The 25,976-nt window shown below is 37.4% G+C and carries 13 protein-coding genes; all 13 read left to right on the top strand.

Features of this window, described 5'->3' with window-relative positions; translation table 11 throughout:
• Positions 1-40 precede the first annotated feature (40 nt).
• The 13 genes from B6A10_RS08240 to B6A10_RS08180 all read left to right on the top strand — a co-directional run bounded on the left by B6A10_RS08240 (position 41) and on the right by B6A10_RS08180 (position 25,945).
• Positions 41-3,388: a SusC/RagA family TonB-linked outer membrane protein gene (locus B6A10_RS08240; RefSeq protein WP_188220498.1), complete on the top strand. Its 3,348-nt coding sequence runs from the start codon at positions 41-43 to the stop codon at positions 3,386-3,388.
• Between the two features lie 67 nt (positions 3,389-3,455).
• On the top strand, positions 3,456-5,423 hold the full coding sequence (locus B6A10_RS08235) for a RagB/SusD family nutrient uptake outer membrane protein (protein ID WP_238929380.1): 1,968 nt from the start codon (positions 3,456-3,458) through the stop codon (positions 5,421-5,423).
• Positions 5,424-5,548: 125 nt separating this feature from the next.
• Positions 5,549-7,267, top strand: a complete 1,719-nt coding sequence (locus tag B6A10_RS08230; protein WP_188220496.1) for a polysaccharide lyase — start codon at positions 5,549-5,551, stop codon at positions 7,265-7,267.
• Between the two features lie 91 nt (positions 7,268-7,358).
• On the top strand, positions 7,359-8,036 hold the full coding sequence (locus B6A10_RS08225) for a DUF3826 domain-containing protein (protein ID WP_238929379.1): 678 nt from the start codon (positions 7,359-7,361) through the stop codon (positions 8,034-8,036).
• 131 nt (positions 8,037-8,167) lie between these two features.
• Positions 8,168-9,853: a polysaccharide lyase gene (locus B6A10_RS08220; protein WP_188220495.1), complete on the top strand. Its 1,686-nt coding sequence runs from the start codon at positions 8,168-8,170 to the stop codon at positions 9,851-9,853.
• Positions 9,854-9,887: 34 nt separating this feature from the next.
• Positions 9,888-13,040 carry a DUF6298 domain-containing protein gene (locus B6A10_RS08215; RefSeq protein WP_188220494.1) on the top strand — a complete coding sequence of 1,051 codons (3,153 nt, stop codon included), beginning with the start codon at positions 9,888-9,890 and terminating at the stop codon, positions 13,038-13,040.
• An 18-nt stretch (positions 13,041-13,058) separates the two neighbouring features.
• The gene (locus B6A10_RS08210) at positions 13,059-14,465 is read left to right on the top strand and encodes a glycoside hydrolase family 140 protein (protein WP_188220493.1); all 1,407 of its coding nucleotides are present in this window, start codon (positions 13,059-13,061) and stop codon (positions 14,463-14,465) included.
• Between the two features lie 33 nt (positions 14,466-14,498).
• The gene (locus tag B6A10_RS08205; protein WP_188220492.1) at positions 14,499-16,076 is read left to right on the top strand and encodes a glycoside hydrolase family 28 protein; all 1,578 of its coding nucleotides are present in this window, start codon (positions 14,499-14,501) and stop codon (positions 16,074-16,076) included.
• A gap of 18 nt (positions 16,077-16,094) precedes the next feature.
• Complete coding sequence (locus tag B6A10_RS08200) at positions 16,095-17,018, top strand: glycoside hydrolase family 43 protein (RefSeq protein ID WP_188220491.1); 924 nt, start codon at positions 16,095-16,097, stop codon at positions 17,016-17,018.
• A 137-nt stretch (positions 17,019-17,155) separates the two neighbouring features.
• Positions 17,156-19,030, top strand: coding sequence for an exo-alpha-sialidase (locus B6A10_RS08195; RefSeq protein WP_188220490.1), 1,875 nt, complete (start codon positions 17,156-17,158; stop codon positions 19,028-19,030).
• A 61-nt stretch (positions 19,031-19,091) separates the two neighbouring features.
• Positions 19,092-21,878, top strand: a complete 2,787-nt coding sequence (locus tag B6A10_RS08190; protein ID WP_317172014.1) for a glycoside hydrolase family 78 protein — start codon at positions 19,092-19,094, stop codon at positions 21,876-21,878.
• A gap of 41 nt (positions 21,879-21,919) precedes the next feature.
• The gene (locus tag B6A10_RS08185; protein ID WP_188220489.1) at positions 21,920-23,332 is read left to right on the top strand and encodes a prolyl oligopeptidase family serine peptidase; all 1,413 of its coding nucleotides are present in this window, start codon (positions 21,920-21,922) and stop codon (positions 23,330-23,332) included.
• Between the two features lie 150 nt (positions 23,333-23,482).
• A complete protein-coding gene (locus B6A10_RS08180) occupies positions 23,483-25,945 on the top strand; it encodes a glycoside hydrolase family 95 protein (RefSeq protein ID WP_188220488.1) in 2,463 nt (820 codons plus the stop codon).
• Positions 25,946-25,976: the final 31 nt, after the last annotated feature.

The raw sequence follows: 25,976 nt of genomic DNA, 5'->3' as shown, positions 1-25,976 counted from the left end.
CCAAACAACAATTAATTTTTTAACCAAAAGAAACACACTTATGAAACAAACATTTAAAATGGTATTTAGTGTATTGCTTTTCAGTATGATGGCTCTGACCGGCTTTGCGCAAAATGCAAGAGTTACCGTTACAGGAAAAGTTATAGACAAAGACGGACTTGGTGTTATCGGTCTTAATGTTATTGAGAAAGGCACCAAAAATGGTGTCCTAACAGATATCGACGGAGCCTATAAAATTCAGGTTCCTAAAGGAGCTGTGTTGCAGTTCTCTTATATTGGGATGAAAACTCAGGAAAGAACGGTAGGTAATGCAGGGGCAATTAATATTACAATGCAAGAAGATAATGCTACTTTAAATGAAGTGGTAGTTGTGGCCTATGGTGCGCAAAAAAAATCAAATTTAACAGGGGCTATTGCTACAATTAAACCTGATGATATTCAGGATTTACCTGTTTCAAATTTAACAGAAGCACTTAGAGGTCAGATTCCAGGTTTGTCAATTAGCAATGCTAATGGTTCCAGTCGTCCTGGTGGTGCTGCTGATATTACTATTCGTCAGACTTTTGGTTTTTCAAAAGATGGAAACTCAACTATTCCATTGATTGTAATTGATGATATGATACAAATTGATCCTGAAACGGGAAAACCTTCTCAGGAAGCATTCAATAGACTAGATCCTTCTGAAATTGAAAGTATTACAGTGTTGAAGGATGGTTCTGCAGCTATTTATGGTTCTCGTGCTTCACAAGGTGCAATTATTGTTAAAACTAAAAGAGGTAAAGAAGGAAAAACGAAGTTTACTTATTATTCTCAATTTGCAGTTAATGATGCAATCAGTCATGTGAAAACAATGAATGCGTATGAGCATGGAATTTGGAAGAATAGATTTTTAAACTCAAGAGGTGATACTAATACTGCAAATTATTTTTCTGCAGATGAGTTAGAAGCCATGAAAGGTTTGGATTATGATTGGTTGAAAAAAGCTTGGAAATCAGCTACCCAACAAAGACACGTACTGAATGTAAGTGGTGGTACGGATAAGTTTACTTATTTTGCCGGAGCGACATATTTTACTCAAGGTGCTAATATGGGTGATCAGGATTATAATAAATGGAATTTCAGAACTGGTATTAATGCAAAAGTTACAGACGATATAGATTTCTCTGCAGCTATTTCTGTTAATACAACTGACGTACAAAAATCATTTACAAAAGCTTCTGCTAACTTAAATGATAGTAGTTTTGGTGCTCTAGGAGGTGGTGAGCAAGCGGATTATATGTATTTATTACACATGCCTAAATACATTCCTTGGGAAACAACTAAGGATGGTGTAACATATTGGATGTCCCCGTTTGCAAGAACTGATAGAAACTTAAACTCTGCAAATGCAAATACTACTATTGCTGGTTGGAACTATTTTGCAGCATTAGAATCAGGTAAGCAAATTGATCAGGAATTTGCTTATAATGTGAATTTAAATTTGACTTATAAATTGCCTTTTATTAAAGGAATGGCAATTAAAGGAAGTTATGCCAGAAGTCAATCAAGTTCTAAAACGGAGCAGGTACAATTACCTTACGATTTATTAAGAATTTCAAACTATAATACTGCAGGGAATCACTTGTTGAATGAAAATTCAACTTATGCAAATAGTGGTAAGCCTGAAACAAATGTACGTGGATCAAGGGTGTATTATAATACAGATTTAAATAAAGTGGTTCAGTCTAATATTTTTGCCACCTATACCAGAACTTTTGGAGATCATGCAGTTGATGCTATGGCAGGTATAGAACGTTCTGAATCTGATTATAGTAATGTGCGTTTAGCTTATGAAGGAACAGGTAAAGATTATTTAGGCTCTAATACTACTGCTGGTACAATCAGTACGAATTCCACAGCAGATAAAGGAGAGGCTGGAACTTTGTCTTATTTAGGGCGTTTGAATTATAGTTTTAAAGATAAATATCTGGCACAATTTATTTTCCGTTCGGATGCATCTACAAAGTTTGCACCTCAGAATTATAGAGCTTTCTTCCCGGGAGCCCAATTTGGATGGGTTGTTTCTAAAGAAAATTGGTTTGCTGATAATGTATCTTGGGTAGATAACTTGAAATTACGTTATTCAATTGGTAAAACAGGTAAAGATAATATTCAAGCTTGGAGATGGTTGCAATTATGGGAGCCTGTGGTAGATAAAGGGGCTCAGTTTGGTTCAGCCGGAGGTACCTTAGGACCTACTATTAATCCAAGAGTTACTGTGAATCCAGATGTGAAATGGGATAATACCATTAAAAACAACTTTGGTATTGATTTAGCGGTTTTGAAAAACAGATTGCAAATTAGTGCAGATTATTATTATGACAAAACAACAAATGCATTGATTAGTTTGGCCGGTGAGGTAGGTACACCAATTTCTGTAGGAGGTGCTTTTGCGGAACAAAATTATGCGGCGATTAATGCTTGGGGTTATGAATTTGCTTTAAATTGGAATGATAAAATAAAAGACAATTTTAGTTATAATGTAGGGGTTAACTTTGGTTTCTCTAATAATGAAATTAAGCAATATCCTGAAGCAGCTGAAAGAGATCCTTCTTTCAATGACAGAGTAGTAGGGAGATCAATGTATATGCCAGTTTGGGGATTCAAAGTTTGGAAAGGAACTTCAACGGGTGATGGTATCCTGCGTACAGATGATGATGTAACCAATTATTGGAATTATTTAACTGAGCGTGCTGCTGCAGTTAATGGGACTCCTAGTTATTTAAATATTACAAATGTCTCTCAAATGAGAAAAGGGATGCTTGCTTATCAGGATGTGGGAAGTGCTTATGATGCTTCAATAAATCAAAGAGGAGGTGCAGATGGTAAAATTGTAAGAAATGAAGATTATCAAAAGTTAGTGAATCAAAACAGAACATATGGTTTTACTACAAATCTTGGATTTAAGTATGGAAATTTCTCTTTAAGATCACAGATTGCTACTTCTTGGGGAGGGTTTAATACTTTGGATATGATTAAGCAAGGAACTGCTTCTGCTCATAATGATTGGGCTCATGAGATTTTCTGGAATGATATGTATGACGCTACAGATAATCCAAATGGAAAATACCCAAGCATGGGACAACAGGATTATATTTTTGAAACTTCAGATTTCTGGCAATTGAGTAACTTTAGATGTGTGGTTAGAAATTTAACTGTAGGGTTTGAGATTCCAAAAGAAGCATTGAAAACTATTAAAATTGATGGTATTAAATTCGGTATTACTGGAAATAATCTTTGGGATTTATACAATCCATATCCAAAAAAATATCGCAATATGTACGATGACTCAAGTACTAAATATCCTACACTTAGAACCTGGTCTCTTAGTATGAATGTAGCATTCTAATTTAAAATTAATTGCAATTATGAAAACAAAATTTAATAAATATATAGTAGTATCGCTTTTATTCGTCTTGGGCATTTCTTCTTCTTGTAGTGATGATTTTTTAGAAGAAAAAAGACAATATAAGTATTATCAAGAAGAGTTTTATCAAAATGAAGATAGAGTAAATCAGTATGTTGCAGGTTTATATTATAGATTCTTTGATGGTTATAAAACACCTGCAGGTATTAGAGTAGGTTCGTTTACAACAACAGAAGCTTCTTATACAGAAGAAGTAGGTGGTATATCTGACTTAATAAACCCTAATAAGACTTTGGTGAATGCTCAAGATGCTTCTGGTTATTATGGGCCTGTTTTGAGAGATGCATTAGATAACGTGCCTTATACCAGAATCAGAGACTGTAATGGTATGCTTGAAAATATTGATGTCTTAGGTGCTAATTTATCACAGGATTTTAGAGATAAAATTAAAGGACAATTGTATTATTTACGTGCTATACAGTATTACGATTTAATGCGTACATATGGAGGTGTTCCAATTGTTTTAACAGTTCAGAATGCTTCCAATGATGATCCTAGTATTCAATTGCCTAGAGCTTCGGTTACTGAAGTGGTGAATCAAATAGTTTCTGATTTAGATATGGCAGCAACTTTATTGCCACCAAATTGGGATTCAGCTAACTATGGTCGTTTTACAAAAGGAGCGGCTATGGCACAAAAATCTCGTGTATTATTAACTTATGCCAGTCCGTTATTTAATAAAAACTGGGATACTGATAATTCTCGTTGGCAAGCTGCTTTAGATGCTGGTTTAGCTGCAGAAACACAATTAAAGGGAGATGGTTATGGATTATATGGTACTACTGCTAAGCAATGGGCTGAAATGTTCTATATTAGTAATAATGCTAAGATAAGTGAAGCTATTACTGTTAAACTTTTGTCTGATGGTACAACATCATTATATTCAAATAATTCCTGGGAAAGAAGTATGCGTCTTGCAAGTCAAGGTGGTCAAGGTAGTGGAGGAGTTGATGTTCCAAAAATGATGATTGATCTGTTTCCAATGAAAAATGGAAAGCGTCCAATGGATGTTAATGGTACAGCAATTAATGGATATAATGCTTTTACGTTTTTCGTAGATCGTGATCCTCGTTTTTATAGAACTTTTGGTTTTTCTGGTTGCTATTGGCCATATAATAATACTCTTGGAAATACTACTCAGCCAACTGTTTGGGCTTATCGTTGGTCAACAAATGCTACTACAGGTGTAGCTTATAGTATGGGTAATGATGTAGCAAGTCCTGCTTTTGTTCGTAAGATGTCTAGTCCTACTGTAAGTAATGCAAGTAATTTCCAGTATTCTGGAACTGATATTATGGAATATCGTTTTGCAGAATTGGTGTTGAACATTGCTGAATGTTATGCTGCTATGGGCGATATTACTAATGCAACTTCTTATTTGGAACAAATTAGAAAACGAGTGGGTATTACTAATACTAACAGTGATCATTATGGAATTGGTACCTTAGCAACAAAATATGAAGCTATTGAAGCGGTTTTATATGAGCGTAGTGTTGAGTTAGCCTACGAAGGAAAACGTTTCTGGGATATTCAACGTTGGATGTTGTTTAATGATGATGCAACTGCTAATAATACGACATGTGCAAAACTTGGTGTAGCACCATTAAATGGAAAACAGAGAATAGGTAATTATTTGCATTATAAATTAGGAACTAGTGCTTCAGGTACAGATCCATTAGCGTCTGCTCGTGCTTCTATTTCTGTGGATCCGGATAATGCAAACTTTGCTACTCAAATTACAGCTTTAGCTAATTTTTATAATACTAATTTTGAGTTACGTTCTCCTCCGTCACCAATGGATGCTGTAAATAGTGTAGCAACCGATATTTTGTGGAGACAAAATTATTATATTAGTGGACTTAATTTATCTGTTTTACAACAAAACCCTTGGTTAGAACAAACCATAGGATGGGGTGATGCTTCTGGTTCCACAGGAACTTTCAACTATCAGAACTAAAATAGTAATAAAAAAGAAATGCCTGATTTATTCAGGCATTTTCTTCTATAATAACTAACAAAATTTTTAATTTAATAAATAGCAGTTCTAACCAAACATTTTTTATTAATTAAGAAAACTCTAAAATGAACAAATTAAATTTTTTATTGGCTTTTTTGGTTTTGGGAAGTGCGAATTGTTTTGCACAATATCCAAAAATATCCCCTGAAGTGCAGGCGAGAGAGAAAGCGATTAAGGCGGAAGCAGAAAAACTTTCTAATGAGGCTTGGGAAAGAGCTAAAGTAATTGTGGAACAGGACGCCAGTCATGGTAAACCTTATGTGCCTTGGGCATCCAGACCTACCGATTTGCCACAGGCTTCCATTCCTGCTTTTCCAGGTGCTGAAGGAGGAGGAATGTATAGTTTTGGTGGTCATGGAGGTAAGGTGTACACGGTAACCAGTCTGGAAGACAGAGGTCCGGGAACTTTGCGTGAAGCTTTGGAACAAGGCGGAGCCAGAATAGTTGTTTTTAACGTTTCGGGAATTATCAGGTTAAAAAGTCCTTTAATTGTTCGTGCGCCTTATGTTACCATCGCGGGACAAACTGCTCCGGGAGACGGAATTTGCGTAGCGGGTGAAACTATTTGGATTGATACCCATGATGTGGTCATTCGTCACATGCGTTTCCGTCGTGGAGAAACTTTTGTAGGTCGTCGTGATGATGCTATAGGAGGAAATCCGGTTGGAAACGTAATCATCGATCACGTTTCGGCTACCTGGGGATTAGACGAAAATATGTCTTTTTACCGTCACATGTACAACGATGAAACAGGAGGACCTGAAAAGAAAATGGGAATCGTAAATGTAACCATCCAAAACAGTTTGTTTGCTGAAGGTTTGGATACTTACAACCATGCTTTTGGTAGTACTTTAGGAGGTGAAAATTGTTCTTTTGTTAAAAATTTATGGTCGTCAAATACGGGGAGAAATCCTTCTATTGGTTGGAACGGAATCTTCAATTTTGCCAATAATGTTATCTTTAACTGGGTAAACCGTTCTATTGACGGAGGTGATTATACCGCTCAGTATAATATCATTAACAACTATTTCAAACCAGGACCGGCTACTGATTTGAATGATCCGGTAAGTTACCGAATTTTAAAACCGGAAGCAGGTAGAAGTAAATTGCCTTATTTGACTTTTGGTAGAGTATATGTAAACGGAAACGTGGTGGAAGGAAACGAAAAAGTTTCTAAAGACAACTGGAATGGTGGGGTGCAAATGGAAAACAAAAAAGGAGATCATATGTCTTTTGAAGAGGCATCTACTTATTTTCCTAAAATGCGTTACGATAAACCATTTCCAATGCCTTGGTTGAAAAAGTTTATGACGGCTAATGAAACTTATGATTATGTAGTAAAAAATGTTGGAGCTACTTTGCCATTGCGTGATCCTGTAGATACGCGTATTTTGAGAGTGGTTCAAACCGGTAAACCGGAATATGTTAAAGGTTTAGACCCAAAATCATTTTATCAGTTTGAACACAGACGATTAGGTCAGGATTCTTATAAATTAGGAATTATTACTGATATTTCTCAAGTGGGTGGCTATCCGGAGTACAAAGGAAAAGCCTATAAAGATTCAGATAAAGACGGAATGCCGGATGCGTGGGAGAAAAAATACGGTTTGAATCCTAATGACGCGTCAGATGCTAACGGTGACATTAACGGCGATGGCTATACTAACATCGAGAAGTATATTAATGGTATCGATCCTACGAAAAAAGTAGATTGGACAAATTTGGATAATAATGAAGATACTTTGGCTAAAAACGGAGAAGAATTAGCGAAGTATAAGAAATAATTTAATTGTAAATGGCACACTTCTTGCTTCGTCTATAACGGATGAAGCAAGAATTTTGCTTTATAAATATTAAGTTTTAAAAAAGATAATAATGAAAATGATGAAAATGTTTCAAAAGAATCTGGTAGCGGTTTTATTTCTTGCTATCTGTTCAAACGTTGTAGCACAATCTAAGGTTGATCCGGAATACGTAAAAGTAACCAACGAGAGAGCGCAGAAAATCGTGGATGATTTAAAATTAAATTCTCCGGCAGATCAATTAGCCGTTAGAGATATTATTGCAGAGCAATACCGTTCTTTAAATAAAATTCAGGATGGACGCGATGCGAAAATTGATGCCGTTAAAAAATCAGTTACTGATAAAGAAAAACAACAAAAGTCAATTGAAAAAATTAAAAATTCGGCTGACAAAGAAATTCTTTCTTTACATAAATCTTACTTGAAAAAACTAAGTAAAAAGTTAACGAATAGTCAGATTGTTCAGGTTAAGGACGGTATGACTTACGGAGTATTGCCTATTACTGTTTTAGGATACAATGATATGTTGCCTAATTTAACAGAGGCTCAAAAAAAATATATTTACGATGCGCTTGTTGAAGCCAGAGAACATGCGATGGATGGAGGTTCTTCAAAAGAAAAACATGCTTGGTTTGGAAAATACAAAGGAAGAATCAACAACTATCTTTCAAAACAAGGATACGATTTGAATAAAGAAAGTGCTGACTGGCATAAAAGACTGGAAGAAAGAGAAAAAAATAAGAAAAAATAATACGCTTATCCCGAGTATAGTATCATTTTTATGTCCTTTTTATTTTGAGACTGTCCTTAAACTTCGGGATATCAAAGACTCTTTTTATCCAAGGTAACAAATTATTAATTCATTCTAAAAAACCTCAAAAAATGAAAAACCATATAAAGCAGCTGTTAGGATTAGGTATTGTAATACTTAGCTCTTCAGTGATGCGCGCACAATATCCGGATATTCCACCGGCACTTCAGGAAAAGACGGATGCCGACTTGGCTCAGGAAGAAGTACGATTGGCTAAAATTTGGGCCGATAATGAAGCAACTATTAAAAAGGAGGCACTGCAAGGGCGTCCGTATTTGCCTTGGGCAGCTTATCCAAAAGACTTTGTTCCGGCTAGTATTCCTGCTTTCCCGGGAGCCGAAGGTGGTGGTGCTTATACTCCCGGAGGAAGAGGCGGAAAAATATTCGTAGTTAATAGTTTGGCTGATAGCGGACCGGGTACTTTCAGAGAAGCCTGTGAAGCAGTGGGAGCGAGAATTATTGTGTTTAATGTTTCGGGAATTATTCAATTAAAAAAGCGCATTAGTATGCGTGCGCCTTATGTTACGATTGCCGGGCAAACGGCTCCTGGCGACGGAATTTGTATTGCCGGAGAAACTTTGGAAATCGATACGCACGATGTGATTATCCGCCATATGCGTTTTAGAAGAGGTGCTACCGAAGTTACCCGCAGAGATGATGCGCTAGGAGGAAATGTAATTGGAAATGTAATTATCGATCACTGTTCGGCAAGTTGGGGATTGGACGAAAATATTTCATTGTACCGCCACCAGTTTCAAGCGAACGAGAAGTCTAAATTAGAAAAATTACCTGCTGTTAATATTACTATTCAAAACACGATTTCTTCGGAAGGTTTAGATACTTACAACCACGCTTTTGGAAGTACTATCGGAGGATTGAACAGTACCTTTATGCGTAACCTTTGGGCGGATAATATTTCCAGAAACTGCTCTATCGGGATGTATGGCGATTTTAACTTCGTAAACAATGTAGTATTCAACTGGTGGAACCGTTCTTTGGATGGTGGTGATTACCGTTCGATGTTTAATATTATCAATAATTATTTTAAACCGGGACCAATTACGCCAAAAGATGAGCCTATTCGTTACCGAATCTTAAAACCGGAATCAGGTTACATGGTTCCCAAAACTTTTGGACGTGCTTACGTAAACGGAAACTATATTGACGGTGTTCCGGAAGTAACAAAAGACAACTGGAATGGCGGAGTACAATTGGAAAATCTTAGTTTTGAACAAGCCAAAGAGAAATTAGCTTACATCAGGCAGGATAAAGCCTTCCCGATGCCAAAAATTACGGTGATGAGTGCTCAGGAAGCTTACGAATTTGTTTTGAATAATGTAGGGGCTACTTTGCCAAAAAGAGATGCAGTGGATGAAAGAATCATCAAGCAGGTTCGTACCGGTCAAATCGATGTAAAAGACGGTTTGGAAAACACGATTGGCAAAGAATTTATCAAAAGAAGATTGCCTGCTGATTCTTATAAAAAAGGAATTATCACTCATCCTGATCAGGTAGGTGGTTATCCGAAATACAAAGGAAAAGCTTATAAAGATTCAGATAATGACGGGATTCCGGATGCCTGGGAGAAAAAATACGGTTTGAACCCTAAGGATGCTTCTGATGCAAACGGCGATATGAACGGTGATGGTTATACCAATATTGAAAAATATTTTAACGGAATCGACCCAACTACAAAAACAGATTGGACGAATCCTGATAATAATACGGATACTTTATCTAAAGCCTTATTGCAATAACTTTAGGCTTCTTAATTGTAAACTTCATTCTATAATGAATTCTATATTTAAAAATATCATTACAATAAATAAAGACAAACTGCTACTTTGCAGTTTGGCTTTATTTTTTTTTGTAAATAAAGCTACTTCGCAGGAAAAATATCCTGATATAGTCATTGCTAAAGGAAAAATTTCTCAAACTTCGGACGCCTTAGGAAATCAGATTCCTGATTTTTCTTATGCCGGTTATCAGGCTTCAGAAAAGGCAATTCCGAATGTGGACAATAAAATCTTTGTTCCTGTACAAAAAGGCGATGCTACTCAAAAAATCCAGGCAGCTATTGATTATGTGAGTAATCTAAAAGCAAATAAATCCGGTTTTAGAGGAGCGGTTCTTTTAGATAAGGGAACTTTTAACGTTAGCGGAACTTTATACATTCGTACTTCCGGAGTAGTTTTGCGCGGAAGCGGGAATTCTGAAAACGGAACAGTACTTTTAGGAACGGGAATCAAGAGAGAATCGGTAATTCGGGTTTTAGGAACGGATGATAAAAAAATCGGTGAAAGTTTCGAATTGAATGCTGCTTATACACCTCTTGGTACACAAAAAATCCAACTAAAAAATGCAGCTAAATTAAAGCCTGCTGACGAAATAATTATTACACAACCACTTGCCGATAACTGGATTAAGGAATTAAAAATGGACGATTTTGGTGCCGAAACCGGATGGATAAGTTGGAAAAAAAAGGATTGGGATATTAGTTGGAATCGTGTCGTTACTGCCGTTAATGGGAATGTGGTTAGCCTGAACGCACCTTTGACAATGACTTTGGATGCTAATTTTGGTGAGGCTAAAGTAAACGTTTACAGCTGGTCTGGCCGAATCGAGAATATTGGGATTGAAAATATGTTGATGAAATCTACTTTCAATGCCGCTAATCCAAAAGATGAGGAACACAGATGGCAGGCTATCAGTATCGAAAATACCCGTAATGCCTGGGTAAAGCAGCTTAATTTTAAACATTTTGCCGGAGGAGCAGTTTCCGTTTTAAAGTCTTCCCAACAAATTACGGTTGAAGATTGTATGGCTACAGAGCCAGTTTCGGAAATAGGAGGATTTAGACGTCATACTTTTTATACCGAAGGGCAACAAACGCTGTTTCAAAGATGTTATTCGGAATATGGTTATCACGACTTTGCCGTGGGCGGTTTTGGAACTACGGGACCAAATGTTTTTATCCAATGTGAATCGCATTTGCCTTTTAACAATAGTGGCGCCATAGGGAGCTGGGCAACCGGAGTTTTATTTGACGTTTCTTATGTTGACGGTCATGCCTTAAGTTATAACAATCGCGAACAAAACGGTCGCGGTGCCGGATGGACTGCCGCTAACAGTGTGATTTGGGAAACTTCGGCTTCTAAAATAGATTGTTATAGTCCGCCAACAGCTCAAAACTGGGCTTTTGGAGTTTGGGGCGGTATCATGGGCGGTAACGGACATTGGAAAGATGTTAACAATCATATTGCGCCAAGAAGTTTGTTTTATGCGCAATTGGAAAACAGATTAGGCAAATTGCCAATGAATCCTTTTGTTTTCGATTTAGGTTCTGAGCCTTCTTCGAGTCCGACAGTTGAAGTCGCTCAGGAGTTAACTAAAACAGCCTTGAACCTAACGGAAAGTTTGCCGGAATGGATTGCGGAAGTATCCAAACAAAATCCGATAAACAGCAATACAAAAGGACTTAAAAACGCCAATGATTTAAAAATTGAAGCTCAAAATACGACTTCCAATTCGATTAAAGTAATGGCTAAAAATGGCTGGCTGACTTTTGATGGCAAATTAATTGCCGGAAACAGACTGAGCGTTCCCTGGTGGAGAGGAAGTTTGAGAGACAGTGATTTGGCTAAAGCCGTTCCTGATATTACAAGATTTGTTCCGGGCAGAAGAGGTACCGGTTTGACCGATAATATCAACGAAGTCGTTTCTTATTTAGGAACGAAAAACATGATTGCAGTAGAACATAACTACGGATTATGGTATGAGCGTCGTATGGATGATCATGAGCGTGTACGTCGTTTTGATCCGGATGTTTGGCCTCCGTTTTATGAGCAGCCTTTTGCCCGTTCGGGTGAAGGCCTGGCCTGGGATCAGTTGAGTAAATACGATTTGACTAAATTCAATACCTGGTATTGGGATCGTTTGGCTCGTTTTGCAAATTTGGCCGAAGCCAATGGACAATTGTTGGTGAATCAGCAATATTTTCAGCATAATATTATCGAAGCGGGAGCACACTGGTCGAGTTCGCCTTGGCGTTCGGCTAATAATGTGAACCAAACCGGATTTCCGGAGCCACCTCCTTATGCGGGTGACAAACGTATTTTTATGGCGGAACAATTTTATGATGTTAGCAATCCGGTGAGAAGAAAATTGCACCAGGGTTTCATTCGTAAAAGTTTAGAAAATTTTGAAAATAATTCTAATGTTATTCAGCTAACCAGCGCCGAATATACCGGACCTTTACATTTTATGCAGTTTTGGATTGATGAAGTTCAAAAATGGAAAGACGAAACGGGTAAAAAAGAAATTATCGGTTTAAGTGCGACGAAAGATGTGCAGGACGCCATTTTGAATGATGCTAATCGAGCTAAAACCGTTGATGCGATTGATATTCGTTATTGGTATTACAAAGACGACGGAACGGCTTATGCTCCGGAAGGCGGAAAAAATTTAGCTCCGAGACAACACGCCCGCCAAATGAAAGTGGGTAAAGAAACCGATGAGCAGGTGTATCGCGCCGTTAGAGAATACCGCGAAAAATATCCGGAAAAAGTAGTTTTGTATTCTACGGACGGATCGCCACGTTTTGGTTGGGCTGCTTTAATGGGGGGTGCTTCTTTGCCGGCACTTCCTAAAATTGCTTTACCTGAATTTTACCAATCGGTTGCTGATATGAAACTGGTTTCCGAAAACAGCTATACTGATGCGGTTTGGAAATTGGAAAACAAAGGAAAGAGTTATCTTTTTTATTTTAATAAAAATCAGGATCTTTCTCTTGATTTAAGTTCTTTTAAAGGTGTTTTTGAGGTTTACGCCATCAATGCACAAACGGGAGAAATTGTTAAAAAAGAAGCCGTTCAGGGTGGAAAGTCGGTATTGTTTGCCGCTCAGGATAGCAAGGAAAAAGTATTATTTGTTGTAAAAAAATAAAAATTAAATCTATTAAGCATGAATCTAAAGTCAAATTTTTCAGTTGCCTTTTTTATGTCTTTTTTGTTGTTGTTAGTAACGGCAAAAGGAAATTCGCAATCTAAAGCCTTACTCAAATTAGAAGTATCCAAAGAAAATCCGCATTATTTTCAAACCGAAGACGGCAAACCATTTTTCTGGTTGGGAGATACGGGTTGGCTGACTTTCGGAAAATTAAGTCGTGAGGAATTAAACACCTATTTCCAGGACAGAAAGAAAAAGGGATACAATGTGGTTCAGGTGATGGTTTTACACACTTTGACCGTAAAAAATGTATACGGCGATTATGCTTTAGAAAACGGAGATGTTTCAAAACCATTAACGACTCCGGGAAATGATTTTAAAAATCCGGCAGAATATGATTTTTGGGATCATGTGGATTATGCTTTAGAAGTAGCGCAAAAAAACGGAATTTACGTTGCTATGGTTCCGGTTTGGGGAACTAATGTGAGCAGTAAAGACAGCAAAGTTACTAAGGCTGATGTGGAAAAATATGCAAAATTCTTAGCCGAAAGATATAAAAACCGTACCAATGTGATTTGGCTGAACGGTGGCGATACCCGTGGAAATGAATTTATGGATATCTGGAACGCTATTGGAAGTACTTTGAAAAATAATACCGACCAATTAGTGACTTTCCATCCTTTTGGTCGTACGGATTCTTCTGAAAATTATCACAATGCCAAGTGGTTGGATTTTAATATGTTCCAATCCGGTCACCGAAGATACGATCAGGATAGTACCGAAGGCGCTTTCAAAGAAGACAATTACAAATTTGTATTGAGAGATTATGCTTTGAAACCAACGAAACCAACATTAGACGGAGAGCCATCTTATGAAGGAATTCCGCATGGTTTACACGATACTTTGCAACCAAAATGGAAAGATAGTGATGTAAGAAGATATGCTTACTGGTCTGTTTTTGCTGGAGGTGCCGGTTTTACTTACGGAAATAACGCGGTAATGCAAATGTTTCATAAAGGTGAAAAGAAAGGAGCTTACGGAAACAAAGACATTTGGAGTGATGCTTTAAACGATCCGGGAGCGGGACAAATGCAGTATGTGAAAAATTTGATTTTAAAATTCAATTATTTTAATCGTATTCCCGATGCTTCTATGGTGGTCAATCAGGGTGAAAAATACGATTATCTGGCGGCTACAAGAGGTGAGGATTATGCCTTGATTTATACTTACAATGGCAAAACAATGTCGTTGAATATGGGGAAAATAAAAGGAGATAAGGTAAAAGCTTCTTGGTATAACCCGAGAAATGGCAAACTAAAAACAATTGGTACTTTTAATAACAAAGGAGTTCAGGAATTTAATCCTCCGGGAGAAAAAATGGATGGAAATGATTGGGTTTTAGTTTTAACATCAAAAAAATAAATCTGGAATTTGCTTTGACTTAAAATAATAACTATGAAAATTAAAAATATAATACTGCTACTTTGTTTTCTTATTGGATTCAATCATTTGAATGCCAAGAACGATGGTTGGATTAATATTTTGAATGAAGGCGGAAACAACAAAGGAATTTTGTGTACGCAGGCCATTCAAAAATCAATCGATAAAGCTTCCAAACAGGGTGGAGGAACAATTTTTTTTCCGGCTGGAAATTATTTAACCGGTCCGATAAAATTAAAAAGTAACATCACAATTTATCTGGATGCCGGAGCGCTTTTAAAGTTTTCAAATAATTTTGACGATTATCTGCCTTATGTAGAAATGCGTTATGAAGGTTTGATGATGAAAACGTTTTCTCCTTTATTTTATGCTAAAGATGCCGAGAATATCAGTATCAAAGGAAGAGGAGTTATCGACGGTCAGGGAGAAGCCTGGTGGAATGAAGTGTATCGAATTGAAACGGCTAAAGGCCCAATTCCGCCAACTAAATATCAAACCATGTGGGTAGAGCAAAACAAAGGAATTGTCTATTCACCTTATTACCAAAGAACGATCGATAAGCATTTTTTCAGACCGGCTTTTTTTCAAACTATTAGCTGTAAGAATATTTTAATCGAAGGGGTTACGTTCCAAAATTCTCCTTTTTGGACGATTAATCCTGTTTTTTGCGATAATATAACGGTTACCGGAATTACTATTTTTAATCCGCATTCTCCTAATACGGATGGAATCAATCCTTCTTCCTGCAAAAATGTACATATTTCAAATTGTCACATTAGCGTAGGCGATGATTGTATTACTATTAAATCCGGTCGTGATGAAGACGGTCGTAAATATGGCGTTCCTACGGAGAATGTTACCATTACTAATTGTACCATGTTAAGTGGTCACGGCGGTGTGGTTATTGGAAGCGAAATGTCCGGGGGAATTAAAAAAATCACGATTTCAAACTGTGTTTTTGACGGAACCGACAGAGGAATTCGTATCAAATCAGCACGTGGTCGTGGAGGTGTGGTTGAAGATATCCGCGTAGATAATGTAGTGATGAAAAACATCAAAGAAGAGGCTTTTATGATGAATCTTTTTTATGATAAAAACACGGTTGAAGAGCCTGTTTCGGAGCGAACTCCTATTTTCAGAAATATTCATATCAGTAATGTGACCGGTACTGATGTCAAGAAAGCAGGAACAGTTTTAGGAATTACTGAAATGCCGGTACAAAACATTTCCTTTTCTAATATTAATATCCAATCTACAGAAGGATTTACTTTGAATACTACGGATAATGTTGAGTTTCATGATGCCAAAATTACAACAACACTTGGCGCTTCGTTCAAAATTGAAAATTCAAACAATTTGATTTTGGATAATGTGGCAACTATGAAACCAATTGCCAATACGCCATTGATTAAATTGAAAGATGTTTCCAATATGGCTGTAACTAACAACTTTCCAATGTTTGCAACAGATGTTTTCTTAGAAGCTGATGGTGCCAAAACCAAAGCGGTGTATTTGAAAAATAATATTTTTAATAATGTTACCAAGGTTTTGAAAAAAGGAAATGATTTAGATAAAAATGCTATTATCGAATAACCTAAAAATGATTTATTGATGAAAAAAATCGTACTCATTATTATTGTTGCTTTCTCGGTATTAAGTTGTTCCGGTTCAAAGGATGCTTATTTGTTTACTTCTTTCCGGGAACCGGCTACTGATGGTTTACGCTTGGCTTATAGTTATGACGGTTACCATTGGAACGGATTAGAAGGTTCGTTTTTAAAACCGGAAATTGGGAAAAGTGAAACCAAAATTATGCGTGACCCTTCTATTGTACAAGGCAAAGACGGCGTTTTTCATTTGGTTTGGACTACCGATTGGAAAGGCGGAAACGGTTTTGGTTGTGCCAGCTCTACTGATTTGATTCATTGGTCTAAACAGGAATATGTTCCGGTGATGAAAAACGAATCGGAAGTAGTGAATGTTTGGGCACCTGAAATTTTTTATGATGACGAGCAGGAGCAGTACCTGATTATCTGGGCATCGACTATCCCGTTTCGTTATCCAAAAGGACAGGAAGAAGAAAGAAACAATCATAGAATGTATTATGTGACTACGAAAGATTTTAAGACTTTTTCGGATGCTAAATTGTTCTTTGAACCCGGATTTTCGGTAATTGATTGTGTGTTGTTAAAAAGAGCCAAAAACGATTATGTTTTAGTTTTAAAAGACAATACCCGACCAATGCGAAATATTAAAGTGGCTTTTGGAAAAACAGCTTTGGGACCTTTTGAAAACATCTCAAAACCTTTTACCGATTTCTTGTCCGAAGGGCCAACCGTGTTGAAGAAAGATAATTATTGGTTGATTTATTATGACAATTACGGAGCCAAAAATTATCAGGCTGTTAAAACCTATGATTTTAAAAATTTTGAAAATGTTTCTTCGCAAATTCAATTGCCGGAAGGACACAAACACGGTACGATTACAACTATTTCAAAGAAAAAGTTGAAAGCTTTAATTGAAAGAAAACAATAGTATGAAGATAAATTTTAAATTATTTATCTGCGTAAATCTGCAAAATCTACGTGAAAAATTAGGCACGCAGATTTAAGCAGATTCTACAGATTTTTAAATTAATCTGTGGCTAAGAATAATTATAAAAAAATAAGAAAATGATTTTATTTCAAAACATAAAGAGCAATATTGCAGCGGCAACAACAATTTTGTTGACTTGCGGAGCGATTCAATCGACAGTTGCCCAAAAAGACACCATCAGATATGTTGGAAAAACACTTTCCAATATCGATTACCACCACGGACAGTTGAGTCCGGCTGTGGGTGTTCACGCGACACAAATTATGCGTGCCAGCCGGGAGCATCCTGAAAAAGCAGATGGTTTTGGCTGGACTTACAACCACCAACCGATGATGGCTTATTGGAATAATACTTTTTACCTGCATTATTTAAGTGATCCTGCCGGAGAACATATTCCGCCAAGTCACACTTTGTTAATGACTTCCAAAGACGGGCAAAACTGGACAAAACCAAAAGTAATTTTCCCAATTTACCGCGTTCCGGACGGAACAACTAAAGAAGGTGTGGATGGTGTTGCTAAAAATTTGGATGCCATTATGCACCAGCGTATGGGATTCTATGTTTCTTCGGATAACCGATTACTTTCATTGGGCTATTACGGAATTGCCTTAGACCGAAAAGATGATCCGAATGACGGAAAAGGAATCGGTCGTGTGGTGAGGGAAATCTATAAAGACGGAAGTTTTGGACCTATTTATTTTATTCGTTTCAATAAAAGTTTTGACCAGTCTAAAGCGGCTTATCCGTTTTACAAAAAGAGTAAAGACAAAAAATTCATCAAAGCCTGTGACGAATTATTGTCTAAACCTTTGATGATGCAACAATGGGTGGAAGAATCTGATCGAGACGATGTTTTGATTCCGTTGAAAAAAGAGTACAAAGCCTTTTCTTATTACCATTTGCCAAACGGAAACGTAATTGGTTTGTGGAAACACGCCCTGACTTCGATGAGTAAAGACAACGGAAAAACCTGGGAATACAATGCGCTGAGAGCTCCGGGATTTGTAAACAGTAATGCGAAAATCTGGGGACAAAAAATGTCTGATAACCGTTATGCTACCGTTTATAATCCATCAGAATACCGTTGGCCATTGGCAATTTCTACCAGTGATGACGGATTGACTTACAAAGATCTGCTTTTGGTTCACGGAGAAATTTCCCCAATGCGTTATGGAGGGAATTACAAATCTGCCGGACCACAATATGTTCGCGGAATTTTAGAAGGAAACGGAACACCTCCTGACGGAAAACTTTGGGTAAGTTACAGTGTCAACAAAGAAGATATCTGGACGGCTTCGATTCCGGTTCCGGTAACCAGTGAAGTGAAAGAAGATGTAAATGATGTTTTTAATAATTTACCAAATGGTGAGGAATTAAAATTGTGGAATACTTATGATTTGGCTTGGGCTTCAGCCAAAATTGAAAAGAAAGCCGATGGAAAAAAATACCTGACTCTTCGTGATCACGATGCTTTTGATTATTGTCGCGTGGAACGTGTGTTGCCTTTTGCCCAAAAAATGGAAGCTACTTTTACTGTAATTCCGGAGCAAAATGACAAAGGATTATTGCAAGCTGAGTTTTTAAATAAACAAGGTTTGCCAGCCATTAGAATCATCTTTGATGCCGACGGACAAATTAAAGTAAAGCATGGTGCCCGTTTGGGAGGAATGGGATCTTATGAAGCTGGAAAAGAATATACGATTAATGTAAAATTAGACGTTACCAGCCGTTCTTATTACATCAAAGTAAATGACAGCAAAGAAACTTACAAAATTTTCTATGCGCCGGTGGATGGAATTTCGAGAATCATGTTCCGTACCGGAGAGCAACGTTATACACCAAATCCGGATACCGCTCCTGATACGCCGGAATATGTTGACTTGCCAAATACGGGTGTAGAAATTCCGGAAGCAGTATTTAATATCAAATCTTTGGTAACTAAAAAATTATAATGTTTTTGCCATTAAGAAATTAAGGGAATTTAGCTTAATGGTTTAATTAAAAATTTACAAAGTGAATATTTCAAAATCCATATTGTTGTTCTTTTGTCTATTAGTTGCAATGAGTGCTAATGCGCAAATTGCTGTGCAAAATTTGAGTTGCAATAGCGCTGTAAATCCTTTGGCGATTGATAAAAATCCGGGTTTTAGCTGGCAATTGATTTCCAAAAAATCCAATGTTTTACAGACAGCATATCAAATTTTAGTGGCTTCTTCAGAAGAAAAACTAAAACATAACGAGGCGGATGTTTGGGATAGTGGAAAAGTAGTTTCTGCTACAAGTCAGGATCTTGCTTTTGAGGGAAAAAAATTAAAAGAAGAAACCAGATATTTCTGGAAAGTTCGAGTTTGGTCGAATGTTAAAAAGGCTTCCAAATGGAGTGAAATCAGTACTTTCAGAACCCAACCTTCCGATTTGAATCCAATTTGGATTGGAGCCATTACCAAGGCCGACAGTCATTTGCCGGAAGGCAGAAATTACCATACGGCAACTTTCAACAGACAGAAAAAAGATGCATTAATTAACGCTTCCGATTCGTTGTCACGCAGAAGTATCATGCTTCGTAAACCATTTTCGGTAAATAAAGAAATTAAAGAAGCGGTGGTTTACATTTCAGGATTGGGGCATTATGAACTGACCATTAATAGCAAAAAAATCGGAAACAGTGAGTTTGCACCGTTGTGGACCGATTACGACAAAACCGTAAATTACAACGTTTACGAATTAAATACCGAAGAATTACAAAAAGGAGAAAACGTAATTGGAGTTTTGCTGGGCAACGGTATGTACAATACGCTGGCCGAAAGGTATTCGAAATTTTACGTGAGTTTTGGTCCGCCGACTTTGTTTTTCAAAATGAAAATTACTTACAAAGATGGCTCTTCAGCAATTGTAAAATCCGATGCAAGCTGGAAATACAGCAAAAGTCCGATTACTTACAACAGTATTTTTGGAGGCGAAGATTACAATGCTAATTTGGAACAAAAAGGCTGGAATTCTAAAGGATTTAATGATACTAACTGGAAAAAAGTAGTGGTTCAGGAAGCGCCAAAAGGCGTTTTGAGACCGCAGACTACAACACCAATTACAATCCAGAAAAGATACGAAGTTAAGGAAGTTAAAGAGCTGAAGCCTAATTTTTACATTTTCAATATGGGGCAAAATCTTTCGGGATTTACTACCATAAAGGTCAAAGGAAAAAAAGGACAAACAGTTCGTGTTTGGGTTGGCGAAAGCCTGAATGATGACGGAACAGTCGGACAGGGTAAAACCGGAAAGCCGTACTATTACGACTATACGCTGAAAGGCGAAGGCATTGAAGAATGGCAACCAAAATTTAGTTATTACGGTTTTCAATACGTTCAGATTGAGAACATCAATTACAAAGAAACTAAGAATGAAAATTTGCCAACATTGGTTGATTTAAAATCGAATTTTATTTACAATTCGGCTGGTGAAGTCGGAACTTTTGAATGTTCCAACGATATTTTCAACAAAACACATTGGCTGATTAATAACGCCATAAAAAGTAATTTTCAAAGTGTTTTTACCGATTGTCCGCAACGCGAAAAATTGGGTTGGATTGAGGAAATTCAGCTAAACGGTCCCGGATTGTTGTTCAATTATAATCTTGAAAGTTTCATTCCTGCAACAATGCAGAATATTGCCGATTCACAACGTGATAGCGGTTTAGTTCCATCAATTGTTCCTGAATATGTAGTTTTCGGTGGCGATTTTACGGATTCGCCAGAATGGGGAGTGACCGCTGTGATTTTGCCTTGGATGTATTATGATTATTACGGTGACGACTCATTGTTGAGAAAATATTATCCGGTAATGAAAAAATATGTGGATTATTTGACATCAAAATCAAAAGATGGAATTGTTTCTCATGGTTTGGGCGACTGGTACGATTACGGGGAACATGCAGCGGGTTATTCTAAAAACAGCCCTATTGCACTTTCGGCAACTTCACATTATTATTTCGGAATTGATTTATTAGCCAAAGCGGCGAAGCATTTAAACAAGCAAGAAGATGTTTTTTTCTATGAAAATTTAGCAAAAAGTGTAAAAAATGCATTTAATGGCAAGTTCTTTGATGCCAAGACGAAACAATACGGAACCGGAAGTCAGTTTAGCAATGCCGTTCCGTTGTTTTTAAACATGGTTGCTCCGGAAGACAGACAGGCGGTTTTAGACAATTTGGTTAACGATATCAAAGCCAGAAATTATCGTTTAACAACCGGTGATGTTGGGAATCGTTATTTGTTTCAGGTTTTAGCCGATAATGGTTTGAACGAAGTCATGTACAAAATGCACAATCATTATGACGCGCCGGGTTATGGTTTCCAAATCAAATTTGGTTTAACCACCTTAACCGAGCAATGGGATCCGCGAAAAGGAAATTCATGGAATCATTTTATGCTGGGGCAAATTGAAGAATGGTTTTATAAAAGTTTGGCAGGAATTGTTCCGGATGAAAAACAACCGGGATTTAAACATTTCTTTTTGCAGCCGGAAATAGTGGGAGATATGACTTTTGCTAAAGGAACTTATCGTTCGGTTTATGGCGAAATCAAATCGGAATGGGAGAAAAAAGACGGGAAAATGTATTTCAGATGCAGTATTCCGGCTAATACCACAGCCACGATAAAATTGCCGGTTTCTAAGAATGCGGCGATTGAAGTAAACGGTAAAAAAATAAGTGAAGCAAAAGCAGTGCTGAATGTTTTAGAAAATGAACAAAAACCGTCATTTGTCTTAGGTTCAGGAAATTATGTTATAGAAGCTGCTTTGTAAATCAAAATAAAATGATAAATTTAAAGATGATAAGGGATTTCATGAAAAAGGGATTTTTGCTGCTAATGTTGCTGTTGTTGGTACCAAAAGCGGAAGCACAAACTTCGGATGATAATTACAGAATGCCAATTGCTGAAACCATCCAAAAAATAGCTTCGGTTTTTAATGTTACCATCAATGACAAAAACGGATTGCTTAAAGAAAAAGAACTGGATTATGCCGATTGGCGCATTCGTCAGGGCAATTTAGAGCTTTCGTTAACAGCGGTTTTAGCGCCTTTTGATTTGACTTATTTCAAAGAAAATGATTCGACTTATGTGATTCGAAAGTTTGAATACGCCCGAAATTCGGATGCGGTTGGGGCTGAACGTTTGACTTATTTAGCGAATTTGTATCCCAATTTAAAAAACTGGGAAACCAGAAAAGCCGATTTGAAATCCTGTATTATTAGTTCGATTGGTTTAGACAAAGCGCCGGCGATGCCAAAAGGAAAACCAATTTTGACTCCAAAAAGGAAGTACAAAGATTATACGGTGGAAAATATTGGTTTGGAAATTATGCCGGGCGTTTATGCTACGGGTTCCATTTACAAACCTTATCCGTTAAAAGGAAAAGCGCCGGTGGTGATTACACCAAACGGACATTTTGGTGACGGCAGATATCGAAAAGACGAGCAATTGCGTTGCGCGATTTTGGCCAAAATGGGAGCGGTTGTGGTTAGTTTTGATTTGTTTGCCTGGGGCGAATCGACTTTACAGTTTGAATCGACTTTACACAGACAAAGTATTGCCCAAACCATTCAGGTTTTGAGTGCCGAAAGATTATTAGATTATATGCTTTCGCAGAAGTATATCGATAAAAACCGCGTGGGAGTTACCGGTGGTTCCGGTGGAGGTTCCATGACGATGTTTTTGGCAGCGATTGATGACCGAATTACGGTTTCGGTGCCGGTGGTGATGACTTCTTCTCATTTTTCGGGTGGTTGTCCCTGTGAAAGTGGCCGCGGTTTGCACCTTTGCGGAAACGGAACGAATAATGCCGAAATTGCAGCGATGGCAGCACCAAAACCTCAATTAGTAGTTTCTGATGGCGGTGATTGGACAGCGACTGTGCCAGAATTAGAATTTCCGTTTATCCAAAAAACCTATAATTTGTATGGAAAAAAGGAATTAGTAGAAAATGCTCATTTTGCTAAAGAAGGACATAATTATGGCGAATCGAAACGCATGGCGATGTATCCTTTTATGGCTAAATATTTAGGTTTGAATTTGAAAAAAGTACAAAATAAAAAAGGAGAAATTGACGAATCATCTTGTGTGATAGAACCTTATGAAAAAATGTATGTTTTTGGTGCAAAAGGAGAAAATTTACCTAAAAATGCTTTGAAGGACATCAATAAATTATATGAATTGTTCGGAGAAAAAAATCTTAGGATAATTGAGCTTAAGAAGTAAAATTGATAGCCACGAATTCACGAATTTAGATTATTAAATATTAAAAAATCCAAATAATCCGTTTAATCTGTGGTAAATAAATTTGAGAAATTGAATACGATTCCGAATTATATCTAATTCGTGAATTCGTGGCTAAAAAATAATAACTATATGAACTTAAAAAATAAAATTATCGCAATCTGTTTTGGAATTTATTCGCTGACTGTCACAGCTCAGTCCAAATCGGATTTAAAATTATGGTACGATAAACCCGCTGCCATCTGGAACGAAGCTTTGCCTTTGGGTAACGGACGTTTGGGCGCCATGGTTTTTGGTAATCCATCCATTGAAAGATTACAGTTGAACGAAGAAACCATTTGGGCCGGTTCGCCAAATTCCAATGCGCATACTAAATCTTTAGCAGCTTTGCCAACGGTTAGAAAATTAATTTTCGAAAGAAAATACGATGAAGCGCAGGCTTTAGCAGATTCGGATATTATGTCGCAAACTAATAACGGAATGCCGTATCAAACTTTTGGAAGTTTGTATATTTCGTTTTCAGGTCATGATCAATTTACGAATTATTACCGTGATTTGAATATTGAAAACGCGACGGCTACGGTAAAATATACGGTGAATGGTGTAGAATACAAAAGAGAAATTTTGACTGCTTTTGCCGATCAGGTGGTGGCGGTTCGACTGACAGCCAGCAAACCGGGAATGATTAGCTGTAATATGATGATGAACAGCCCTTTTGATAAAACCGATCCCTATTCAGATGGAAACCAAAGTGTACTTTCGGGAGTGGGAAGCACGGTGGAAGGGCAAAAAGGGAAAATTAAATTTCAGGGACGCACTGCTGTTAAAAATATCGGCGGAACTGTAACTTCTAAAAACGGAATTATCAGCATTGATGGCGCTGACGAAGCGACGATTTATGTTTCTATTGCAACTAATTTTGTGGATTACAAAACTTTAGATGAAAATCAGGAGCAAAAATGTAAACGTTTTCTTGAGGCAGCTTTGACTAAAAATTTTGAGGATATTAAAAAAGCGCACGTGGCTTATTATCAAAAATTCTTCAACAGAGCGAGTTTGGATTTAGGTTCGAATTCGGCTATGAATGCCCCAACTGATGAGCGTATCAAAAATTTTGCAAAACAATATGACCCGCAACTGGTTTCCCTTTATTTTCAATTTGGACGCTACTTATTGATTTCCTGTTCTCAACCTGGTGGGCAACCTGCTAATTTACAGGGGATTTGGAACGATATGCTTGCACCGCCATGGGAAAGTAAATACACCATGAACATCAATGCCGAAATGAATTACTGGCCAGCTGAACTGACTAATCTTTCGGAAATGCACGAACCTTTTATCCAAATGGCAAAAGAATTGGCTGTTACCGGTGCCGAAACGGCTAAAACCATGTACAATTGTGGCGGCTGGGTGTTGCATCATAATACGGATATATGGCGTATAACAGGACCTATCGACCATGCTACTTCGGGGATGTGGATGACTGGTGGTGCCTGGGTTTGTCAGGATTTATGGGAGCGTTATTTATATACCGGAGATAAAAAATATCTGGCTGAAATTTTCCCAATTATGAAAGGAGCAGCGCAGTTCTTTTTAGATTTTATGGTCATCGATCCGAATACCAATTATTTGGTGGTAGTTCCGGCGAGTTCTCCGGAAAATGCACACGCTGGAGGTTCGGGAAAAGCCACGATTGCGTCGGGAACTACGATGGACAATCAGCTATTGTTTGATTTATTTACCAATGTGATTAAGGCTACTGATATACTTTCAGAAGATACGGCTTTTGCCAAAAAAGTACAGGAAGCTCTGGCTAAAATGCCTCCGATGAAAATTGGACAACACAATCAATTACAGGAATGGCAGGACGATTGGGATAATCCTAAAGACAATCACCGCCATGTATCACATTTGTATGGTTTGTTTCCATCTAATCAAATTTCCGCTTTTAGAACGCCGGAATTATTCGAAGCAGCTAAGCAATCTTTGATTTACAGAACCGATGAATCTACCGGATGGTCGATGGGTTGGAAAGTGAATTTATGGGCGCGACTTTTAGACGGAAATCATGCGTACAAATTAATTCAGGATCAGTTGCATTTAGTAACTCCGGAACAAAGAAAAGGCGGCGGAACGTATCCGAATATGTTAGACGCGCATCAACCTTTCCAAATTGATGGAAACTTTGGTTGTACAGCCGGAATTATTGAAATGCTGATTCAAAGTCAGGAAGGTGCTATTCAGTTGTTGCCTGCTTTGCCATCGCTTTGGAAAAACGGTTCGGTAAAAGGAATTGTAACCCGTGGAGGTTTTGTGGTCGATTTGGAATGGAAAAATAATAAAGTTTCTAAGTTGCAAATTCACGCCAAATTAGACGGTAACTGCCGATTGAGATTGGAAAATTCGTTAAAAGCAAACGGATTTGTAATGAAAAAAGCCAAAGGACAAAATCCGAATCCTTTGTTTCAGAATGCGAATGTGAAGAAACCAATTGTATCTGAAAAAGCCAAATTACCTAAATTGCATTTGCCTAAATACAATGAATACGATATTGCCATGAAAGCTGGCGAAACCTATACTTTTTACGGGAATTAATAGTCATTGCGAGGAACGAAGCAATCTCATA

Source organism: Flavobacterium pokkalii (assembly GCF_014596575.1).
GTDB classification, from domain to species: Bacteria; Bacteroidota; Bacteroidia; order Flavobacteriales; family Flavobacteriaceae; genus Flavobacterium; species Flavobacterium pokkalii.
This window is presented reverse-complemented; position numbering and strand designations above follow the sequence as displayed.